The following is a 21,062-nucleotide window of genomic DNA, read 5'->3' as shown; positions in this document are numbered from 1 at the left end:
GGAGCATGCCGCGGGTACGAACGCCGGTAGCGCGTAATAAGGGAATATGTGATTTCTACTGATTTTCATCAGCTTGTTCAGTTGTTTATAGAGAGGGCGGGTAATCTTCAGCCAGGTATTTTTGGGTTGAACGGCTTCTCCGGGGCGGATTTGATAAGTGCCGATTTTGAACTGATCGGCGATCCGAATGGTTTTCATTCTTTCGAGAAAGCATACGAAGTTCCTTATTTTCGTAGAAAAATAATGGTTGTTTTCAAGCAGTATTTTTTCGCGAGTGAGAGTCTGGGGGGAGGTCTTGGTATTGCAGGTGGGGTAAGGCTGACTTCGCTTTTAAGAAAGCAGCCATTTGCTACATCAACGGGGCATGTCGATACGAATCGTAAGGAGTTCTTCTTTTTCGAGGATAAAAGTGATGGGGCACTGATTTTTGACGAGAAAATCGTAATACGATTCGATCAGTGGTCCAAGCGCAATTCTTATAGGGTTTCAACGCTGGAGTGTGATTTTGATAATGCACACTTCAATGCAATAGCTAAGAAAGCGGTTCGCGAAACGCTTGAACCGTTCACTCACGATTCGATGATTAGAGATGCAAGGCAACGAGGCTGCGCACGTGCATTTAATCGTTTGATTGCAGCGCTCTAAGCCGCACTGCTGGTCAGACCTGCCATGAAGCAGTTTACGGATGACGTACCTGGTGGTGACGGTGCATAAGGTCACTGCAATGAATGTAAGGAAGCAATATGATTACCTCTGCTGAAGAGTTTGTGGCACTGCGTGGAAGTGAAGTGAAAGACGAGTACGATCGAGCCGCTATGGAAGAGGCGCCGATTTCGGTATGGCGTGAGGTGATCGAGAAATTCCCCGAGTACAGAAGATGGGTTGCGCACAATAAAACGGTGCCGGTGGAAATTCTTGAAGAGCTGTGTGTATTCGATGACGTCCGGTATTTTGTTGCTTCAAAGCGAAAGTTATCGCAAACATTGTTTGAGCGTCTTTCTCAAGACCCCAATTCTCTTGTCAGGGGGGCAATAGCTGCAAATAGAAAAGCGCCTATTGCAATCCTGGAGAAGCTGCTTGAGGACGAGAGTGAAAGCGTTGTCAGTATGGCGAGATATAATTTCGCAAGTAGGAAGCCTCAGTCATAGTTCTGTATTCAACAACCCGCCTCATCTTTAAAGGAATAAACATGAAAAAAGCCGCTTTCATTTTTGCAATCACCGCCGCTTTCGGCACCGTCAATGTTGCCCACGCGGAGGGGCCGGACGCTGCCACGCTGAAGGGGATTTACGACATGGGGCGTAACACGGCCGGCCTGATCAAGCATTGCGTTGACAAGGGCTTGCTGAAAGCTGACAGCGTGGATAACGCCAATAAAATGGTGGGGTTTGTCTCCGAGATGCCGGGTGAGATGGACAAGAGCGAAGGCGACAGGAGCGAAGCCAACGGTCGTAAGGGGGAAGTGCTGACGGAAGGTAAATACCAGAAGCTGGAAGCCAACCTGCCATCGGGTCTGACGCTCAAGCAGTGGTGCGAACAGGCGGATCAGGGCATGCGCGAGGGCTTGAAAAGCGCCGGGCTGATCGAGGGGTGATCTGACAGGTCAGATACAACAGACGCTCGCTGAACGCGAGCGTCTGTGATTTAAAGGCCCAGTAAAGAGTGGGCCTTTTTCTGTGACAGTCGACAACTGCGTCTGCGCTAGCCACGGATCGGTCAGTAATGGAAGAAGCATTTTATGATGCTGGATAGTTTGGAAAATAATGAGTTTGATCGTCTGGAAGAACAGCTGCTTGAGGCGAGTGTGTCTTATGGAGAAATGACCTGTGAGTACACTCGTTATCTATTGGGTCTTATCCAGAGAGGCAAGCTTGACGCTATTTCCAGTGCCAAATTGGAGTTGTTGCTTCCCTATCTGACGGCAGGCCTCTCGCGGGAAAGAATAGAAAGTGATGAGGCATTCCGAACGAAGCTCAAGGTTGAACTCTGGCAGATGGAGCAGCAGTACCGTAAGACGGATGAGTGTTTTGTAAATTTTGTTCGGGCTGTGCTCTATTGCTTTGGGACAGAGGAAATCTGGGAAGAGGAAGGGGATGGCGGCACACCGGTCTATCTTTATTTCCTGATCTTGAAGAGGATACTGCCGGGTCTACGGAGAGACTTCATCAGCAATTTCTACAGCTTTCTTGAGCACCGCATTTGATCCTCGCTCTGTGTGTACAGGGTCTGATTTTGCCTTAGAGCACCGGGTTAGGAGTATTGGATGGTAGACGAAGGATCTGTAGAACATATTCGCGTGTATGCCGGAAAGAACTCCAAAGGGGCGGTGTTTGAATCTTTACCCGCGAGAAAACTGGCTGAGCATACCTATGAATTGCTTTCATCACCGGGGCTGGCGTTGAATCTGGCCAGAGGCGATGTGGTTTCCCTGGAAAATTCTCAGACACACGCCGAGATACTGAGAAGGGGAGGTAATTTCTGTATTCACATCTATTCCAGCCACATTTCGCCAGAGCGTCTGGCGAGGCTGGAGGCGGACGTTGGCAACCATCTCAACGGTACCTTGGACGGCGTATACAAAGGGAATTTGACTTTGGCCATTCCCGCGAAGACCGGAATGGATAACATCGCACTGTTCTTCGACGCGTTCCGCGAGGAGACCGGGCTTCAATGGTATTACGCGAACGTTTACAAGAATATCGATGATATAGAAGACGAAACGCTTCTCTACTGGTGGCTGGGCGATGGCGCGAACAGCACAAAAAATTAATCGGCCCAGCATTGCACAGCGGACAGTAGAGGGTTTTGAGATCTGATGGAATGTTCGGGAAGATGAAGCTGACAGACTTTTACAGCAAGGTGATTGGCCAGGAACCCTATAACGATATGGGGGTGTTCTTTTCAAGCTATGAGAGTTTTGAAGAGATACCGCTTGTTTCACGATACAGCCGATTGGCGTTTTTGCAGGCGCAGATGAGCAGTGACCGAGTCTCCGATTTTCTGACCGGTCTCGCCGTATTTCTTCTGAACTCAATAAAGGCGTTGACTGCGGCGGGCGCTGATAACAAGCACTTTTATGCTGTGACTTACACCGATTTCGAAGCTCTGGAGGAGCAGGGTGTAGCGATCCCCAATATCTTTGTTTATCCAAAACCATCCTCTATTGGTTTTGTGGAGAAATTAAAGAGTGACCCCGTCGCAACGGTGTCGCGAGAGATGGAAGAAGTCAGGAGGCATTTTTCCAACTGCGGTGTAGAGACGCTCTTCGATTTCTACGAAAGCAGGTTTTATGACGTTGCCTGTGGTGAGGATATTGTCAGGGTTTTTGCCGTTCCCAAGAGCTTCGAAAACGATAGATGACGGGGGCCGCTTAGCGGCCCGGCGGGAGCAAGCTCCCTCGCCACAGATCCAGTGTGGATCTATTTTGCGGAGAACTTCAGCACCACGCTTTGGGTGTAAGTCTGCCCTGGGTCCAGACGCGTACTCGGGAAGTCCGGCTGGTTCGGCGAGTCAGGATAGTGCTGCGTCTCCAGAGTAAACGCCCCCCAATGCGGATACACCTTGCCACCCTTGCCCTTGACCGTGCCGTCGAGGAAGTTGCTGGTGTAGAACTGCACGCCCGGTTCGTTGGTAAACAGTTGCAGATGCCGGCCTGACTGCGGATCGCTGACTTCAGCGGCGACCTTGTTTACATCACCCTTGGTATCCAGCGCCCAATTGAAATCGAAGCCGCCCTGTTTTGGTTCGGCGAATTTCAACTGCGGATGATCAGCTTTTATATGCGTGCCAATCGCTGTCGGTTTGCTGAAATCCATCGGCGTGCCGGCTACCGGCGCCAGTTCGCCGGTCGGGATCAACTTGGCCGTGACGGGGGTGTAATGACTGGCATGCAGGGTCGCGACCTGTTTGAGAATGTCGCCATTTCCGGCGCCGGCCAAATTGAAGTAACTGTGGTTGGTCAGGTTGAGCACCGTCGGTTTGTCGGTGCTGGCCTTGTAGTCGATGCGCAGTTCGTTGTTGTCGGTGAGGCGATAGGTCACCTCAGTGGTGAGGTTGCCTGGAAATCCCATTTCGCCGTCCGGCGACAGATAGGTCAGGGTCACGCCGACCGAATCCTTGTCCTTGGTTTCCTGCGCTTTCCAGACTTTTTTATCGAAGCCTGATGTGCCGCCGTGCAGGGCATTGGTCTTGTCGTTCTGCGGCACTTGATAGCGCTTGCCATCGAGTTCGAACGCGCCCTCGGCGAGGCGATTGCCGAAGCGGCCGATGGTCGCGCCGAAATACGCGGTGCCTTTCTGATAGCCCTGCACATCATCGAAGCCGAGCACCACGTCGTCGAACTTGCCGTGCTTGTCCGCCACTTTCAGCGATTGCAGGGTCGCGCCGTAGGTGATGACGGTGGCTTGCATGCCATGGCTGTTGCGCAGGATGTATTGCTCGACGGGCGTGCCGTCATTGGTTTTGCCGAAGGCTGTGTGTTCGGCGCTGAGGCCCGCCGCGTTGGCGGAAAGGGTGGCGATCATCAGAGAGAGTCCGAGGCCGGAGAGCAGGTGACGGGATTGAAGCATGGTTGACCTTCCTTTTTGTTGTTGTTTTCAAATCCCGGTATAGGAGCTGCCGCAGGCCGTTCCTACATAGGGATGGTAATAGTCATGCTATTTAAGATTTGAGTGAAAATTTATAGCCGATTAAGCGTTTATTGCAATGATAAAGTCAGACTAAATGGTTGCAGAAGGTCGGGAAACACTGTGAGCACTGCACTTTTTTGCAATCGGCGGCTCTATCCATGGCCAGGATGCGGTGACTCCCGCCGCACAGGAATGTGCCTGTTCGAGAATTCATGCCGAGCGTTTTTGACCTGATCACCGTATTTTTTCGCCGACCGTGCTTGCTGCTGGTGTGTCTGTCGTCGCTGTTGTTCAGCGGTTGCAGCCATCAGGACGGCAACGGTTTCTTCAATCAGATGCGTGAAGGTCAGCCGCAGGAATTCCTGCAGACCAGCGTCGATCGCATGGCCACGATGGCGATGCGCGACAACCTCAACAGCCTCTACCGCTTGATGGGCAAGCTGTACCTGCGCAACCCCGAGGAGCTGCGCAAATCCGGTTTCCTCAATATCAACACGGCGGTGAAACAGGTGCGCCTGGCGATCGAGCAGCAACAGCCGCTGCCGGTGCTCGGCGGTCGCAAGGATCTGGCCGCGCTCAGCTATGCGATGAGCCCGGAGTTTCTCGGTGACCGGGTCGGTGCGTTCATCTATGCCATTGGCAGCATGCTGGTGACTGCCCATGGCAATCGCACCGAGTTCTACATGACCGACGCGATCAATCCGACGTTTGTGCACAACTCGGCGCGCAATATTGAGAAGGCCATGTGGATTCTGTCGCAGCGGCAGAACAAGGAAGGCCAGCCGTTGTTGTTCTCCAATGAGATCTCGGAGGAGGGCAGCAACCTGAGCTTCGCCACCGAGTTCAGCAAAATCGTCGCGCGCCTGGATTTGCTGACGCAAATGCTCGATGAGCGCTACCGGCGGATCGGTCTGAACTACGCGCAAAGCCTGCTGTTCCTGAATTTCTTGCCGGTGCAGTGAGTTCGGTTGGGGTGGCGATGCTGATCAATGCAGCACAAAACCCTGTGGGAGCTGGCTTGCCAGCGATGGCGGTGGGTCAGGCAACACAATGTCACCTGACGGGGCCTCATCGCTGGCAAGCCAGCTCCCACATTGACGGATAGCCAGTGCGGTTTTTTGTATACAATCCATCGCCGCTATTGATCAAAATGGAGCTGCACCTCTCATGACCGACCCCGCAAGCGCCGATTTCAGCCGTGTCGATCGCACCGCTCGTGCCGACAAACTGCCCTATGCCGCGTTGCTGGCGTTCGCCATGACCGGTTTCATCGCCATCCTCACCGAAACCCTGCCGGCCGGGCTGCTGCCTCAGATCGGCGCAGGGCTGAACGTCAGCGAAGTGCTCGCCGGGCAACTGGTGACGCTGTATGCGCTGGGCTCGATTGTCGCGGCGATACCCCTGACCGTTGCCACGCGCGGCTGGCCTCGGCGGCGTGTGCTGCTGATGACGGTGGGCGGGTTTCTGCTGTTCAACACCATCACTACGTTTTCCAGCCATTACGGTTTGACCCTGGCTTCGCGCTTTCTCGCCGGGATGGCGGCGGGGCTGTCGTGGGGGATCATGGCCGGGTATGCACGCGGGATCGTGCCGGTGCATCAACAGGGGCGGGCGCTGGCGATTGCCATGCTCGGCACACCAGTGGCGTTGTCGTTGGGCACGCCGGCGGGGACATGGCTGGGCAATCTGATCGGCTGGCGTGCCTCGTTCGGGATCATGTCGGCGCTGGCCCTGGTGCTGGCGGCGTGGATCGTCATCGCAGTGCCGGATCGACCGGGGCAGGCCAGTGATGAACGTCTGCCATTGCTCGAATCGTTGCGTCTGCCGGGCGTGCGGCCGGTGCTGTTCGTGGTGCTGACGTGGATGCTCGGGCACAACATTCTCTACACCTACATCTCACCGTTTCTGCTGCAGGCCGGTCTTGCGGACCGGGTCGATCTGGTGTTGCTGGTGTTCGGCCTGTGTTCGCTGGTGGGGATCTGGATCATCGGCTCGTTGGTGGATCGCTGGTTGCGCTGGCTGACGCTGATCAGTCTCGCGGTATTTGCACTAACGGCACTGGTGTTGGCGCTGATTACACCGTCAGCATTGCTCATTTATGCCTGCATGGCGGTGTGGGGCTTGTCGTTTGGTGGCTCGGCCACCTTGCTACTGACCTCGGCGGCGGACTCGGCCGGTGAGCATGTCGACGTGGTGCAAGCGATGCTCACCACCTCATGGAACGTGGCGATTGCCGGCGGCGGATTGTTTGGCGGCTTGTTGCTGGATCGGGCAGGCGCGATGTCGTTTCCGTGGGCGCTGCTGATCCTTTCGCTGATCGCCTTGGCGACGGTGTGGATCAACAAAACCCACAGCTTCAAACCTGGACGACGCCAGCATTGATTTGTCGAGCCGCACAAACATTCCCTGTGGGAGCTGGCTTGCCAGCGATTTGCGGTGAGTCAGGCAACGGATCAGCCTACTGACACAGCCCCATCGCGGGCAAGCCCGCTCCCACAAGGGATCAAGGTGAGTTCCATATGGCATAACGATAGACCGCATCGATATATGTGGTTATAAGAAAAATCGCTATGCTGCGGGCCAGTTTTTTCCTGTCGTTTTTCTGGACGTCTTAATGGATTTGGCAAATTTCGGCCTGGTGATTGCCGGGCTGGTGGTGGGTTTTATCGTCGGCATGACCGGTGTCGGCGGCGGTTCCTTGATGACGCCGATCCTGCTGTGGTTCGGCATCAACCCGGCAACAGCGGTGGGCACCGACCTGCTGTACGCGGCCATCACCAAATCCAGTGGTGTGCTCGTCCATAGAAAGAACAAGAACATCGATTGGGCCATTACCGGCTGGCTGACCCTCGGCAGCGTGCCGGCGGTGGCCATGACCCTGTGGTTCCTCAGCACCCTGCACACCGCGCCGGACGCGATGAACGCCATCATCAAGCAGGCGTTGGGCTTCGTGTTGTTCGCGACGGCGCTGGCGATTTTCTTCAAGAAGCGCCTGCTCGAATTCGCCCACAAACGCGCGGGTGGCAACTACAACCCGAGCGGTTCGCGGCTGAACGTGATGACCGTGATCACCGGTCTGATCCTCGGCACCATGGTTGCCCTGACCTCGATCGGCGCTGGCGCCCTGGGCACGGTCGCGCTGTTCATCCTCTACCCGCTGCTGCCGACCCGCCGTCTGGTCGGCACCGAAATCGCTCACGCTGTGCCGCTGACGCTGGTGGCAGGCCTTGGCCATGCGAGCATGGGCAACATGGATTGGGGCGTGCTGGGCTTTTTGCTGGTGGGTTCGTTGCCGGGTATCTGGCTCGGCAGCCACCTGACCGGGCGCATCTCCGATGAAGTGCTGCGCCCATGCCTGGCGACGATGCTGGTGTTGATCGGTTACAAATTGGCGTTTTGATGAAAGACCATGAGTGAAACCACCTTTCATTGCGATGGCCGCATCGCAATTACCGTCGAACCGCGAGAAATGCGCATGAGCCATTGGCTGTATGCGCCGCTTGTGGTTGATCAGCAGCGTCAGCAGGTGTTGCTGGATCTTGGCGAGAGCCTATGGGATTTGATCGGCACGGCGGACGAGACAGCCAGTGGCATCGACTTGCTCCTGCGCAAATATCCTGGAGATCGCGCATCGGTAATGCTGAGCGTTGATCTCGACGGCGGGGTACTCAGACTCGGCGAGCACTGCATTGAACCGTCACAATTACTGGCGGCACTCGATTTGGCACTGGGCTGAGACAAGCACCCACGCCATAGAGATTGTCTCAGTCGGCGAAAGTGTACTTCATGATCGTCACCGGCAAATCTTCGTAGACCAGATCCTCGACCACCTCCCAACCCAGCCGCGCATAAAGTGATTGCGCTGCGTCGGTGTACAGATACAACTCCCGCACACCCAGCCCCGCAGCCTCTTCAACGATTCGATTGACCAGTTGCGAAGCGATCCCGCGCCCGCGTTCTTCGGCTTTCACATAAACACCGGCCAGCCACGGCGTCAGGTCCGGGCGGGTTTTCATATCGCTGTCGATCAGTAGCGCGCCACCGAGCAACCTGCCGTCTTCAATCGCCACCACGACGCTGGGAATCGCGCCTTTGCCGCATGCCGCGCGCATGCGTTCGGTGCGCGCCTCAAGGGTGTCACCTGTCCGGAACTCACCCCACTCCTTGAAGTTGAGTTCGGCCAGTTCTTCAATCAGTTCGGGGTGATCGCAAAGATAGTCGATGTGCATGCGGGTGAACTCCGTTTCGTCGGCAGAACTGCCACCCTAATGCGCTCATGCAAGGTAATCAAATCCACGTCACGATTGCGCGCATCCGGTTGCGCAATGTCCGGGCTGACCTAAGCTTCTGACAAGGCGAAACATATTTGCCGGCTCACCCCGGAACAATCGCCACGATGCGCAATCATTAGAGCGTGGATATCAAAAGGAGATGCGCATGCTCATCAGGTCAATGACCCTGACACTCTTGCTGGCGATTGCCGGCCCCTTGTTCGCCGCTGACAACGATTCGCCGACTGCTGGAGACTTGGGCCGCGCCCGACCGCTGATCGTCATCGCGCAAAGCACCGTTGACCCCGTGTGGGTGAGCCTGAAAAAGTCGCTGGAGGACCCTGCCAGCAAAAAAGGTGTGGCCGACCGCAACATCAAGGTTTACACCATCCTCAACATGACCGGTCAGCTCGATGGCAAGGACATGGGCCAACAAGACACCATGGCGTTGCTGCGCTCGCTGAAGCTGGGTGCTGGTGCTTATCCGAAAGTCTTCCTGGTGGGCAAGGACGGCGAGACCAAACTCTCGGCATCGGGGGACGAAGCGAAATCGGTGGACCTGAAGAAAATCTTCGACACCGTTGATGCGTTGCCAGCCACTGAGAAGGACATCGCGCCCCCGTCCGTGGCGACTACACCAGCGGCCACCGAACCGGCCACGAAAGGCGCGAAGGGCGCCAAGCCGAGCAAACCGGCGAAACCGGCCAAACCACCGGAAATGCCGGATGACTGACCCTGCAACCCGTTAGATCCCTGTGGGAGCGGGCTTGCTCGCGAAAGCGTAGTGCCAATCAACACCTGCATTGGCTGACACAACAATTTCGCGAGCAAGCCCGCTCCCACATTTGAACAACCGCGTCAGTTACCAGTTGTAGCGATAGCCGACATTCACCGCCCAGGGCTGCTCGATATCGCGGCCGTTGACGTACTGCCCTTCGACATAAACATGATGATTCTGCGCCGCGGTTAGCTGCAACCCGCCACCCAGTTCCGCACGAGATCCCGGCAAACGACTGTCCAGTCTTGCACCGTTGACCCTCACCGAACTGTCCCCGGCATGCTCAGTCACCCAAGCCGCTTTCACGTAAGGTTTCAGTCGTAGGCCTTGGTCCAGTTGCAGTTCCCGACCGAACTGCCCACCCACACGGCTCTGCACCGAGGACATTGCCTCCTGTTTGACGTCCAGGCCATTACTGGCGGTGTACCGGCCGCCACTGATCCGCGCCACATCCAGCCCGGCTTGCGGCTCGACGAACCAGCCCTGACCCAGATCGATGACCTTGCCAACCTGCGCCTGGGCACTGAGCGCATGGCTGTCGTAATGCGCCTTGACCGAATCGCCAAGGTTGCTGGTGATCTTGATTTCGTTGTCGAACCGCGAGTATTTCAGCGCGCCGTCCACATAAACGCCGCCGCGATCCTGGTAATTGGCATAACCGCCTAACGTTGTGCTGTCGACAGTGCCTTTACTGCGTTCGCCGAAATCCTGCCGGCCCTGACCCTGACCGAACAAGCCGCCCACGTACAAGTTGCCATGGTCGAGGGCGAACCCCTTGTCGGCGCCGATTTCGACACCGTTGACCTGCTGACGGAAGGCACGGCTGCTGCCGGTGTCGATGCGTTGCTCGGTGCCGTAACCGCGAGTCCATACGCCACCCTGGTCCTGACCTGAGCGCAGATCGGCAAAATGTTGTTGCATGCTGTTGTTCTGCACGCCGAGTAATGCTGCTGCAGCGGCTTGCCCAGCCACGGCGGCATTGGCGCCTTTGCTCAAGCTGTCGGCCTGCTTGATGGGGGGCGCAATAGCTGTGGGCGTCGGCAGGATTACGGGCGGTGGCACCACCAGCGGCTCGGGATTGCTGATGGGTGCAGGCGTCTGCGGCTCCTCGATATCCGGCGTGCTGACCGACGGCTTGGCCAGATACCAGTCATCGCCCTGTTTTTGCAGCGAATAACGATAGGCTCCGGCATCCACCGTATTGCCGTAGAGCTGGAAATCACCACGGCCGTCGTTGCCGTCGACCAGCAGTAATGCTTGTTGCGCAGCGCTGGGGACATTCCCCGAGTCGGCGACGACCAACGTCTGCAGATCGCTGATCGGGCCTTGCACCTTGAGCAGATCCCCGCGCAATGAAGCCAGGTCAGTGTTCATCAGAAAAGTGCCGTTGCCGTTCAACGGCCCGTCGATGTTCAAGGTGTGGAAGGTGCCGGTGATTGCGGGGTCGGCAAACTCAACCTGGCCGTCGATCCGGTTGGCACCGCGCAACGTTGCATCGCCCTTGAGTTGCAGGACCCCGCCGCTGTTCAGCGTGGTATCCGACGCACCGGCACCCGCCCCGAGGACCATCAGGCCACCGCGATTCACCGTGGTATTGAACACCCCCGTGCCAGCGACGCTGGCGAGAGTCCCGCCGTGATTGACGACGGTGTCGCGGGACGAAGCCTGGTCGGCGAGTGACACCGTGCCAGCCTGATTGATCGTGGTCTGTTGCAGGCTGCCGGACATGTAGGCCGTCAACCCGGCGTTGGCGATGCGGGTGTTCTTGGCCGTGGCATCCCAGTAGACGTACATCGTGCCGCCGTCGAGTGCGGTATCGCTGACCTCGGCGTTTCCTGCCACTTCAAAATTGCCGTTGATCACACGGGTGGTCAGCGCTGTGGCGGAACCGGCGACCACCATCAGGCCATTCTCGACAACGCTGTTGTCGACTTGCCCATCGTCGAGAACTTGCAGTGTGCCAGTGCCCTTTACCGTGGTGCCGGTCGCCGTGCCCGCATCCAGAATCTGCAGGGTGCCAAGCCTGACGCTGCTGTCGCTCAGTTGCCCGCCAGTGCCGACGGCGAACCAGCTGCCATCGTCGACCATCACATGGCTCTGCGGCATGGTCAGACACGTCGTCGTATCACAACTGGCGGCACTGGCCGACATCGGCGTGGCCCCCATGATCAGCAACGCGCCCGACACCGAAACCCGAGAAAAACGCACACCCAACGCAAACATGATGATCCGCCGACAACAGGGAGAAGAGGCGGCGAATTTTGCGCAGGAGCAGGGATGGCGTAACGCTGAGGCTTCCCAAGTTTTTGTAGGAATTGTCCTACACAAAACTCCGTGGGGGCTGTCGAGTGAAACGCGGCTGCGATCTGTTGATCCTGATCTTCCAAATCAGTCGCCGCAGTCGGATAGACCGTCAAGAGCCGCCTGCAAATGCGCTTGCAGGCGTTTCATCTGCTGCACGAAGGCTTCGAACAGGCAATGCGCCTCCTGACGTGTGGTGGTCGATTCGCACACCGCTTCCAACTGCTCGCACGCCGTGATCAGCGACGCCGCGTGGATAATCCGCGCACTGCCGAGAATCTTGTGACAGCAGCGTGCCATCCCATGGAAGTCGCCAGCGGCGAACAACGCCTGCATCGTTTCGAAATCTTCCTGTTGGGTACGCACCACGGTCACCAGCAACTGCCGGGTCAGTGCTGCGTCGCCGCCGGTGATGTCGCTGACCTTCGACAGGTCAAAGCACGGCGCGCTCGCTTGCCGGGTCTGCTCGACATCGTGCAGATAGCGTTCCAGCACGCGGCGGGTCAGCGGTTTGAACAGGCAAGCGTTCATGCCGGCGTCGAGGCAACGCTGGATTTCCTGCGCCTGGGCATTCGCCGTCAACCCGACAACATGGGTGGGGGTGCGGCCCTCGGCGGCTTCAATGGCGCGCAGACGGCGGGTCATCTTGTCGCCGTTGAGCAGTGGCATGTTGCAGTCGGTGATCAGATAATCGAAAACCCCTTCACCCCACAGCCGCAGCCCTTCGAGGCCGTTTTCGGCGCTGGTCACACGCTGTCCCAATGACTCTAGCTGGCGCTGCAGAACCACCCGATTGAATTCGTGATCCTCGACGATCAGTACCTGGCGCGACGGCAGTGGCGGCAGATTCTCCTGCTCGATGGGCCGGGTCGATGGCTCATCGGGCAAACGCTGCAGCGTCAGGCTCAAGATGAACTGCGAACCTTGCCCAAGCTGACTCTCGCAGGTCAGTTGGCCACCCATCAGCGCAGTCAGTTGCTGACAGATCGACAGCCCCAGTCCGGTGCCGATCTGCACCTCGCTGTCATTGTTATCGAATTGCGTGTAGGGCTTGAACAGGCGCAGGCGCTGCTGTTCGTCCATGCCGATGCCGGTGTCGCTGACCTTCAGGCGCAACTGCACCCGTTCGCCATCGGGCACCAGACTCAGTTCTACCGTGACCGTGCCTTGCGGGGTGAACTTGATCGCGTTGCTGAGCAGGTTTGAAAGAATCTGGCGAAAGCGCAGCGAGTCGAGTTCCACCGCAGTATCGGCATTGTTGGCGGTCAATGTCAGCTCAACGTTTTTCTGTTGCGCGAGGCTGGCGAAACCCTGCACCACGGTGCGCGCCACGCGTTCGGGATAGCAGCGGCTGTTGCGCAGTTCGAGCTGGCCGGCTTCGATCTTGCTCAGGTCGAGGATCTCGCCGATCAACTCCATCATGCCGCCGGCGGATTTCTGCGCGATGTCGATCAGCTCTGCATCCCGGGAGCGTTCGGGGTGGCGATGGCGCAGCAGTTCGAGCACGCCCACCAGGGCGCTCATCGGCGTACGGATTTCATGGCTCATCACTGCCAGAAAATGGCTCTTGCCACGGTTGGCCGCCTCGGCGTGCTGCTTGGCTTGCAGCAGGGCGTTTTGCAAATGCAGCTGTTCGGTGAGGTCGATCCAGCCACCGATCACCCCGGTCATGTTGCAGTCGGAATCCCGGTAGGGCAGGGCCCAGTGGTAGATATGGTAGGTCGTGCCCTTGACGGTCATGGCGAAGGTGTCGAATGACGGCTCGCCGCTTTCCAGCGTGGTGCGGTGGATGCGCTTGTAGCTGTGCGCGGTTTCGAGCGGGAGGATGTCCGCCTCGATCAAGCCCTTGTTCAGCACCCGCTCAAGCGCCACGTCCATCACTTGCAGATAGGCGCGGTTGCACGTCTGCAGCAAGCCTTTGCGGTTGCGGACATAGATCGGATGCGGCGTGCCGTCGACCAGCACCTGCATGAACAGCAACTGGTCGCTCAAGGCTTTTTGCGCCTTGAGCCGCTCGGCGATTTGCCGACGCAAACCAAGGTTCCACGCGACAATCCCCAGCAGTACCGTCAGCAATAACAACAGCGCCCGCACAATCCAGTTTTTGTAAGTGCGCCAGCCGTCCTCGCTGCCTTGCGGATTCTGCCAGCGGTTGGCGAGTTCGTTGTATTCGTCGGGTGGGATGTCGAGCAAGGCTTTGTCGAGAATCGACACCAGGGTCGAGTTCTGTTTGCCGGTGGCAAACGCCAGCAGTGCCGGCTGTGAGCCCAGCACCGAATCGATCTGCAAGCGCCCGCGAAAGTTGCGGTCGATCAGATACGCAGCGCCCATTTGCGGCTGGATCACTCCCTCGACCTGACCTTCGGCGAGCAGTTCGTAGGTTTCAATCGCGGTGTCGACTTCCACCCGGCGGATGTTCGGCCATTCGCGCTCCAGCCAGTTGGCCGCAGAAGACCCCTTGATGATCGCCACTGACTGACCTTCGAGCCCGGCCAGCCCTTCGTGCTCGGGGCGTACGCGGGTGACCAGGACAAACGGATTGATCATGTACGAACGGGAAAACGCCAGATCCTGTTCGCGGCGTTCGCTGTAGGTCAGCGCGGCGATCAGGCTGACCGGGTCGCGCTGGGCGCGGCGGGTCATGGCCTCGATCGAGGTGACTTTCCTCGGCTGGAACACCAGGCCGGTGCGATCGTTGATCAACTCCAGCAGGTCGGCGGCCATACCTCTCATTTCGCCGGATTCGCTGAAGAAACTGAACGGCGAATAGCGATCGGTGGCCATCACATCGATCTGCGGATGATCCTTGATCCATTGCTGTTCGGCTGCAGTCAGCTGCAAGCGGCTGTAACCGAGTTTCGGATTGGCGCCGATGCCCCAGCGCCCGGCAATGTCCTCGCGCTCGCGCAGGGAAATCTTCGCCAGCACGCTGTTGATCAGATTGAGCAATTGCACCTGATCGCGGCGCACGGCGAAGCTGAAACCCAGCCCTTCGGAGTCGCGCTGAATGGTCTGCTTCAGGCTCTGCTGATAATTGCGTTCGAGCAGATACTGCGCGGAAATCGCATCGGTCAGCAGCACATTGCCTTCGCCGTACGCCACTCGGCCCAAGCCATGTTGAGTCGATTCGACGGCCTCACGCGGGTGATCGGGAAACAGCGCGGCCATGCGGCTCTCGACCATCCAGTCGGGATCGAACAGCACAGTGGTGCCTGGCGGCAGTCGGTCGTTGGGCCAATGGGTGCCGAAACGGCTGACCAAAACCGCTTGATCGTAGGCATAGGGCGCGCTCATGCGCAGATCGTTGTAGGCCGTTTCGAGGTGATTGATGCGTGGCACCAAATCGATGTCACCCCGTTGCAGCGCGGCGAGGGCGTCGGCCTGATTGGCAAAATGCTCGACTTCGACGCGTAGGCCCAAAGCGCCAACGAGGATATTGAGATAGTCCGCCGACAGGCCTTCGTAGTCGTTGCGATTGGCGGTGATGTCCAGCGGTGGCCGATCCGGTGAATACACCCCGGCACGCAGTACGGCTTTGTGCGTGAGCCATTGCTGTTGGGCACTGCTCAGGGGCAGTTGGACTTGAGGGGCGGGCACGCGGCTGATCAGCGTCAGAGGTTCGGCGCTGGTCGCCAGTGCCAGCAAAGACAGAAGAAAAACGCTGAGCAGTTGCCCGAAACGGCTCATGGTTCAGACCAGATCGTTGCGTTTGGCGAAGTCGATCAGCTCAAGCAGTGTGCTCGCGTTGAGTTTTTGCATCAGACGGGTTTTGTAAGTGCTGACGGTCTTGTTGCTGAGCAGCATGTCATCGGCGATCTGTTTGTTGCTCTTGCCTTGAGCCAGACCGTGTAACACCTTGAGTTCGCGGCGGGTGATGTTGTCGAGCAGTTGCGCATCGTTTTGCGCGTAGTCGCTGTGGCGTACCGAACTGAGCGCGCCGACCGGAAACCAGCTCTTGCCGCTGGCCACAGCTTTGAGCGCCGTGACAATCTCCGCCGGGTCATCGCCCTTCGACAGAAACCCGGCAACCCCGGCGCGCAGACATTGCGCCGCATAAGCCTGACTCTTCAACCCGGTGTGGACCAACACATGGGCCGTACTGCCACCGATGCGCAAGCGGTCAATCACCGCCATGCCGTCCAGTTGCGGAATATCGAGGTCGAGCACGATCGCGTCGGGTTTGAGTTCGAACGCCTTGCTCAACGCCTCCACCCCGTTGTCGCACTCGCCGACCACCTCGTGACCTTCACGGGCCAGAATCATCCCGATTGCCATGCGTACGACCGCGTGATCATCGACCAGCAACACTTTCATCGATCAGCCCTCATGCCCTGTTTCAGCATAGTCCGCACGCCTTGAACGGCGCGGCGGATCAGATGCGTGGCCAAGGGCTGCGAAAAAAGAGCGCGATCCTACAAGGTTTGTGGGGGGATGCAAGGCTGGAAGCCACGCAAGCTCCCCAGCAGAAGTGCGCTTGCTCGCATTAAGGCCGGGAGCAATCGCTAAAAATGCGGAACTGACTAACCACCGATCGGTTTAATCAGGATTCTGATCATCAAGAAGATAAACCAGCGCTTCGTTGGCTTCGGCGATGATCAAGGGCGAATGCGTGGTCAACACGAACTGGCAATGGGGAAAGGTCGCGGTCAATTGCGCAATCAGACTAAGTTGGCATTGCGGATCGATGTGCAACTCGACTTCGTCGATCAGAACAATACCGTCACCGTGCAGCGGATTGTTCATTGACGGATTCATCATCGCCAGACGGCTGGCGATATCACCCACCAGCGCGATCATCGACTGTTCGCCTAGCGAGAGCTGCGTGACATTGAGTGTTGCGCCATGGTTATCGACTGACATATGCAGATGGGGTTTGCGTTGCACACGCAGGTTGGAAAGATGTGGCATGAACGCGGCGATGGCCGAACGAACGGCGTTCAACTGGCGGTCGCGGGCGGAGGCTTTCATCTCGGCGAGCGCTGTATAGACGTCGCTGTCGGCACCGAATTTTTCTAGGATTTCAGCCAGTGCGGTCTCGGAAATCCCGTCCTCGTTTTCGCAGTCTTCACGTTCACGAAACCATTTAAAAAAACTGCGAAAGTCGACGCCACCGTTAAAATTGATGTCGTAGCCGTCGAGTTGATCGAAGGTCTGCCTGCCGCTGGTTTTCAGTGAGATGTCCAGAGCGCTACGTTCGGCAGGGTAAAAAGCGATCAGTGGAAGCGAGGCGTTATCGTTGGCGGTGAGTTGAGTGCGGTAGTGATCTGCAAGCAGCCTGACGTCGGTTAGAGATTCGCGGGCGGAGACTGGGCCTTGTCGACTGCGAGCGCTGCCCCATACGAACACTTCGTTTTCGGAGTTGGCATCGCCAAGAGAGGCTCGCGGGTGTGAGAAGTCGGTGATGCCAATTGAAACGACAGCTCCGGGGGCACCATTACTGATGTCGTCATCGACAAGGTATTTCCCACTGCCCTTGTTTGAGCGAATTTTCGCAATCAGCCAGCTCAGGCAAATGTTCAGGGATTTCAAAACGGTGGTTTTTCCGGCACCGTTGTTTCCAATCAATACCGTGATGTTCGAAGGGTGTGTTGCGGTAGGGGCTAGCCGAATGTCCAGATCGCCAAAACGACCAACGTTCGAGAGTTTGAAGCTTTTGATTTCCATCCCGGGACCTCTTGAGCCTTAACCGAGTTGCATGAGGTGTCGTGCATCGTCATGACGCCATAGGTTGATTCGACGCGAGTTTAGAGGCAACCCATTCATTCGCTAACGCAAAGTCGTTGCAGCATATTCCTACAGAAATGTCTGAGGCAAAGGCCTGCGTCTGCCGTGGATTTTTCCTGCAAGACGCGGCGGCGTTGGTGAACTGGTGCGCTGGGGGGCAGGGGAATACCCTTCTTTGGCCGCTGAAAAAAACAGTGGTCGGATGTGGAAGTCCGGGATGGTCGTGAGCGCATGTGCGCCTGTAAACACATGTTGGTGTTTTTTATGCCAACATTGTTTGCTTATGGCAGCTATGCGCAGGAGCACTCACGAGTGCACCGGGTTCCTCGGCCTCACCCGGACTTCCACACCTGCGCAAAGCTGCCACCCTCTCGTGGAAGTGAGTTCGGCAGTTTTTTCTTCAATGTACTGAGGTCTTCACTCATGAAAAAACACACACCGAATCCCCCCGAATCCTCAACCGGTTCAGGATCCTTCGACTCCCGCAACAATCGCCTCCGCGACCCTAATCACCCCGATCCCGTCAGCTACGTCTTCACCCTCCGCCCCGATATCGACACCCCCACCCTGTTAACCCACGCCTGCGAAACCCTAGCCTCACTCAATGTTCTGACCACCGACATGGCCTGCAAGCTGAACGATTCCCAGCGCAGCCTCGCCTTGGCGGTCCAGCAACTGGCCGTGATCGGCGAGTTGCTGGTCAACCGCGCACTGGACAATTTCGACCCGCTGCACATCGCAACTCAACATTGAACACGGAGGTTCAACCATGGCGCGCTACATTCCCATCACCGGTATCGACTGCAAGATTCCATGCCTGCTGATCGACAGCGAAGCCCCCATCGACGTGTTGCACGGCACGGCGGCGTATCGCTTGCGCTGCGTGACGCAGTTGCTGGAAACCTTGGCGCTGGAAGAGGGCAAGGGACACGATGCCTTGCTCTTGCAGGATTTCGCCCGGGTGTTGGCGATTCCGTTGCGTGACAGTTGTGACTTGATGGATGTCATCGGGTGGCGGTTGCAGGCGCAGCTTTAAGCGCTGAAACAAAATGGGCGACCTCAAGAGGTCGCCCATTTTTTTTGTGAGTAGAGAACCCTGTGGTGAGGGGATAAATCCCCTCACCACAGCTTTGTGTCAGTCCTTCAGAGCGCTGAAGATTTCATGCGCAATCTTCACCCGTTCCGCATTCGGGTAATTCTTGTTGGCCAGGATCACGATGCCCAGATCCTTCGACGGCACAAACGCCACGTACGCGCCAAAACCTCCGGTCGCGCCGGTTTTGTTGTACAGCACATTGGCCGGTTCAGGCTGTGGCGGATTCAGCCAATTGGCCTTGTGCGCGTCCGTCACCATCTTTGTCGAGTTGCCGGCCTGCAGTTTGCTCAGGCTGATCGGGTAGGCATAGCGCTCCCAGCCCAGGCCTTGGGTCATGTCGCCCACGCTGTAGTAACCGGTGTGGGTCGCGGCGACGGCGTTTTGCAGCGGCTGTTGCAGGCTCGCGGGTTTCAGGTTGGCTTCGACGTACCGGAGCATGTCCGCCGCGCTGGTTTTGATGCCGTAGGCTTCGGAATCCAATGCTCCCGGACTCACGCGAACCGGTTGATCCTGCTTGTCATATCCCTTGGCATACAGGTGCTCTTCGGATGCGGGCACTTGAATGTAGGTGTGTTTGAGGCCCAGTTTCGGCAGCAGGGTTTCGCTCATGGCCTGATCAAACGGCTGGCCAAGGCTCTTTGCCGTCAGGTAACCGAACAAACCCAGGCTCGGATTGGAATACTGACGATGACTACCTGGCGGATAAGCCGGTTTCCATTGTTGGTAATAGCCGAGCATCTTGTCCGCCGAATCCGCCTCTGCGGGGAATTGCAGCGGCAAACCGCCGGCGCTGTAGGTGCCCAGTTGCAGCGCGCTGATGTTGTCGAAGGCACTGTCTTTGAGTTCCGGCCAGAGTTGGCTGGCCTTGGTCGACAGGTCCAGTTTGCCCGTCGCCTGGGCGTAGCCGGCGAGCGTTGCGGTGAAGGTTTTGCTCACCGAGCCAATTTCAAACAGGGTGTTTTCGCTGACTTTCTGCCCGGTGTCCTTAGCGGCGACGCCGTAGTTAAAGTAATGCGCCTTACCGTTGACGGTCAGGGCGATGGCCAGGCCAGGAATGTTCTGTTGTTGCATCACGGGCGTGACAGCAGTGTTGACCACTGCTTGCAGTTGTTCGTCGGTTTGCGGTGCGGCAACGCAGGCAGCGGCGCCGAAGAACAGGCCGAAAGCGCTGCGGGAAATGACTTTGCTTGGGTTGATGAATGACATGAGTGAACCACTCTCCATGAGTGTTGATGGCGTTATCCCGCTAGACTGCGGGCAATTGAAACGTCAGGTGGCTGATCAGCGCCGACAATTTAGGCAGTCTGGCATTCATCGACAAACGATGAAAACTCGGATGAGCCATTAGAAAAATTGAGGGCTGGGCATGATTCGACCGCAATTGCCGCTCAACGCACTGCGCGCTTTCGAGGCATCGGCGCGTCATTTGAGCTTCACCCGCGCTGCTGTGGAACTGTGCGTGACCCAGGCCGCCGTCAGCCATCAGGTCAAAAGCCTTGAAGCGCAGCTCAGCGTAACCCTGTTCAAACGCCTGCCCCGCGGGCTGATGCTGACCAGTGAAGGCGAAACCTTGTTGCCGGTGTTGAGCACTTCGTTTGACCACATCGCGCAGATTCTTGAGCGCCTTGCCGGGGGACAGTACCGCGAGATGTTGACTGTTGGTGCGGTCGGCACGTTCGCCGTGGGTTGGCTGTTGCCGAGGCTGGCGGACTTTCGATTGAAACATCCGCTCATAGATTTGCGGCTGTCAACTAATAACAACCGGGTGGATGTTGCCGCTGAAGGGCTGGATTACGCGATCCGCTTCGGCGCTGGCGCCTGGCATGGTATCGAAGCGACGCGGTTGCTCGACGCGCCGTTGTCGGTGTTGTGCGTGCCGGAAATCGCCCGGCAATTGCACACGCCCGGGGACCTGTTGCAGCAGACCTTGCTGCGTTCCTATCGCACTGATGAATGGCCGGAGTGGTTTCAGGCGGCGGGTTTGGCGACCCAGGCAGCGCCGCCACAGAGCATCGTCTTCGACTCGTCACTGGCAATGATGGAAGCGGCGTTGCAGGGCGGCGGGGTGGCATTGGCGCCGCCGCTGATGTTCGCCCGGCAATTGGCGGCCGATGCGATTTGCCAGCCGTTTGCCGTCGAGATCACCACGGGCAGTTATTGGCTGACGCGATTGCAGTCGCGGCCGGAGAGCGCGGCGATGCTCGCGTTCAAAAACTGGCTGCTGCAAATCTCAGGGCCGCCTTGAACCCTGTGGGAGCGGCCTT

The 21,062-nt window shown here is 57.6% G+C and carries 21 protein-coding genes; 14 read left to right on the top strand and 7 right to left on the bottom strand.

Translation table 11 applies throughout. The features are described 5' to 3' along the window. The first annotated feature begins 48 nt into the window (after positions 1-48). The 6 genes from KI231_RS19285 (at position 49) to KI231_RS19260 (ending at position 3,360) form a co-directional block, all read left to right on the top strand. On the top strand, positions 49-645 hold the full coding sequence (locus KI231_RS19285) for a hypothetical protein (RefSeq protein ID WP_212809639.1): 597 nt from the start codon (positions 49-51) through the stop codon (positions 643-645). Positions 646-743: 98 nt separating this feature from the next. After that, positions 744-1,148, top strand: coding sequence for a hypothetical protein (locus tag KI231_RS19280; protein ID WP_249412054.1), 405 nt, complete (start codon positions 744-746; stop codon positions 1,146-1,148). A gap of 41 nt (positions 1,149-1,189) precedes the next feature. Beyond that, on the top strand, positions 1,190-1,594 hold the full coding sequence (locus tag KI231_RS19275) for a hypothetical protein (protein WP_212809637.1): 405 nt from the start codon (positions 1,190-1,192) through the stop codon (positions 1,592-1,594). Positions 1,595-1,738: 144 nt separating this feature from the next. Further along, positions 1,739-2,203, top strand: coding sequence for a hypothetical protein (locus KI231_RS19270; protein ID WP_249412053.1), 465 nt, complete (start codon positions 1,739-1,741; stop codon positions 2,201-2,203). 60 nt (positions 2,204-2,263) lie between these two features. Further along, positions 2,264-2,770 (top strand): DUF4265 domain-containing protein, encoded by a 507-nt coding sequence (locus tag KI231_RS19265; protein WP_212809634.1) that lies wholly within the window; start codon positions 2,264-2,266, stop codon positions 2,768-2,770. A 62-nt stretch (positions 2,771-2,832) separates the two neighbouring features. Further along, the gene (locus KI231_RS19260; RefSeq protein WP_249412052.1) at positions 2,833-3,360 is read left to right on the top strand and encodes an Imm15 family immunity protein; all 528 of its coding nucleotides are present in this window, start codon (positions 2,833-2,835) and stop codon (positions 3,358-3,360) included. A gap of 59 nt (positions 3,361-3,419) precedes the next feature. On the opposite strand, the gene KI231_RS19255 is transcribed toward KI231_RS19260, so the two are convergent. Further along, the gene (locus KI231_RS19255; protein WP_212809630.1) at positions 3,420-4,568 is read right to left on the bottom strand and encodes an aldose epimerase family protein; all 1,149 of its coding nucleotides are present in this window, start codon (positions 4,566-4,568) and stop codon (positions 3,420-3,422) included. A gap of 272 nt (positions 4,569-4,840) precedes the next feature. Here KI231_RS19255 and KI231_RS19250 point away from each other — a divergent pair, with 272 nt between their 5' ends. From KI231_RS19250 to KI231_RS19235, 4 genes are all read left to right on the top strand, one after another. Then, positions 4,841-5,590: a hypothetical protein gene (locus KI231_RS19250; RefSeq protein ID WP_212809627.1), complete on the top strand. Its 750-nt coding sequence runs from the start codon at positions 4,841-4,843 to the stop codon at positions 5,588-5,590. A 205-nt stretch (positions 5,591-5,795) separates the two neighbouring features. Continuing rightward, positions 5,796-7,010: an MFS transporter gene (locus KI231_RS19245; RefSeq protein WP_212809625.1), complete on the top strand. Its 1,215-nt coding sequence runs from the start codon at positions 5,796-5,798 to the stop codon at positions 7,008-7,010. A 232-nt stretch (positions 7,011-7,242) separates the two neighbouring features. Further along, positions 7,243-8,028 carry a sulfite exporter TauE/SafE family protein gene (locus tag KI231_RS19240; protein ID WP_103306644.1) on the top strand — a complete coding sequence of 262 codons (786 nt, stop codon included), beginning with the start codon at positions 7,243-7,245 and terminating at the stop codon, positions 8,026-8,028. A 9-nt stretch (positions 8,029-8,037) separates the two neighbouring features. Continuing rightward, positions 8,038-8,364: a hypothetical protein gene (locus tag KI231_RS19235; protein WP_212809623.1), complete on the top strand. Its 327-nt coding sequence runs from the start codon at positions 8,038-8,040 to the stop codon at positions 8,362-8,364. Between the two features lie 28 nt (positions 8,365-8,392). Here the strand turns inward: KI231_RS19235 and KI231_RS19230 are convergent, their stop codons facing one another. After that, positions 8,393-8,857: a GNAT family N-acetyltransferase gene (locus KI231_RS19230; RefSeq protein ID WP_212809621.1), complete on the bottom strand. Its 465-nt coding sequence runs from the start codon at positions 8,855-8,857 to the stop codon at positions 8,393-8,395. Between the two features lie 208 nt (positions 8,858-9,065). On the opposite strand from KI231_RS19230, the gene KI231_RS19225 reads away from it, so the two are divergent. Next, on the top strand, positions 9,066-9,632 hold the full coding sequence (locus KI231_RS19225; protein WP_212809619.1) for a DUF4174 domain-containing protein: 567 nt from the start codon (positions 9,066-9,068) through the stop codon (positions 9,630-9,632). Positions 9,633-9,761: 129 nt separating this feature from the next. On the opposite strand, the gene KI231_RS19220 is transcribed toward KI231_RS19225, so the two are convergent. The 4 genes from KI231_RS19220 to KI231_RS19205 all read right to left on the bottom strand — a co-directional run bounded on the left by KI231_RS19220 (position 9,762) and on the right by KI231_RS19205 (position 17,642). Then, positions 9,762-11,900 carry an autotransporter outer membrane beta-barrel domain-containing protein gene (locus tag KI231_RS19220; protein ID WP_212809617.1) on the bottom strand — a complete coding sequence of 713 codons (2,139 nt, stop codon included), beginning with the start codon at positions 11,898-11,900 and terminating at the stop codon, positions 9,762-9,764. Positions 11,901-12,065: 165 nt separating this feature from the next. Then, positions 12,066-15,665 carry an ATP-binding protein gene (locus KI231_RS19215; protein WP_212809615.1) on the bottom strand — a complete coding sequence of 1,200 codons (3,600 nt, stop codon included), beginning with the start codon at positions 15,663-15,665 and terminating at the stop codon, positions 12,066-12,068. 3 nt (positions 15,666-15,668) lie between these two features. Beyond that, on the bottom strand, positions 15,669-16,292 hold the full coding sequence (locus tag KI231_RS19210) for a response regulator transcription factor (protein ID WP_212809613.1): 624 nt from the start codon (positions 16,290-16,292) through the stop codon (positions 15,669-15,671). Positions 16,293-16,514: 222 nt separating this feature from the next. After that, positions 16,515-17,642 carry an AAA family ATPase gene (locus KI231_RS19205; RefSeq protein WP_212809611.1) on the bottom strand — a complete coding sequence of 376 codons (1,128 nt, stop codon included), beginning with the start codon at positions 17,640-17,642 and terminating at the stop codon, positions 16,515-16,517. Between the two features lie 483 nt (positions 17,643-18,125). Between KI231_RS19205 and KI231_RS19200 the strand changes: the two genes are divergently transcribed. After that, positions 18,126-18,455 carry a DUF6124 family protein gene (locus tag KI231_RS19200; protein ID WP_212809609.1) on the top strand — a complete coding sequence of 110 codons (330 nt, stop codon included), beginning with the start codon at positions 18,126-18,128 and terminating at the stop codon, positions 18,453-18,455. Between the two features lie 16 nt (positions 18,456-18,471). After that, positions 18,472-18,738, top strand: coding sequence for a hypothetical protein (locus tag KI231_RS19195; RefSeq protein WP_212809607.1), 267 nt, complete (start codon positions 18,472-18,474; stop codon positions 18,736-18,738). Between the two features lie 99 nt (positions 18,739-18,837). Here KI231_RS19195 and ampC read toward each other — a convergent pair whose 3' ends face one another. Next, a complete protein-coding gene (gene ampC, locus KI231_RS19190; RefSeq protein WP_212809605.1) occupies positions 18,838-20,004 on the bottom strand; it encodes a class C beta-lactamase in 1,167 nt (388 codons plus the stop codon). 160 nt (positions 20,005-20,164) lie between these two features. Between ampC and KI231_RS19185 the strand changes: the two genes are divergently transcribed. Further along, positions 20,165-21,043 (top strand): LysR family transcriptional regulator, encoded by an 879-nt coding sequence (locus KI231_RS19185; RefSeq protein ID WP_212809603.1) that lies wholly within the window; start codon positions 20,165-20,167, stop codon positions 21,041-21,043. Positions 21,044-21,062: the final 19 nt, after the last annotated feature.

The organism is Pseudomonas sp. Seg1, from assembly GCF_018326005.1.
Taxonomy (GTDB): Bacteria; Pseudomonadota; Gammaproteobacteria; order Pseudomonadales; family Pseudomonadaceae; genus Aquipseudomonas.
The sequence above is the reverse complement of the archived record's forward strand: the minus strand, read 5'-3'. Positions and strand labels throughout refer to the sequence as shown.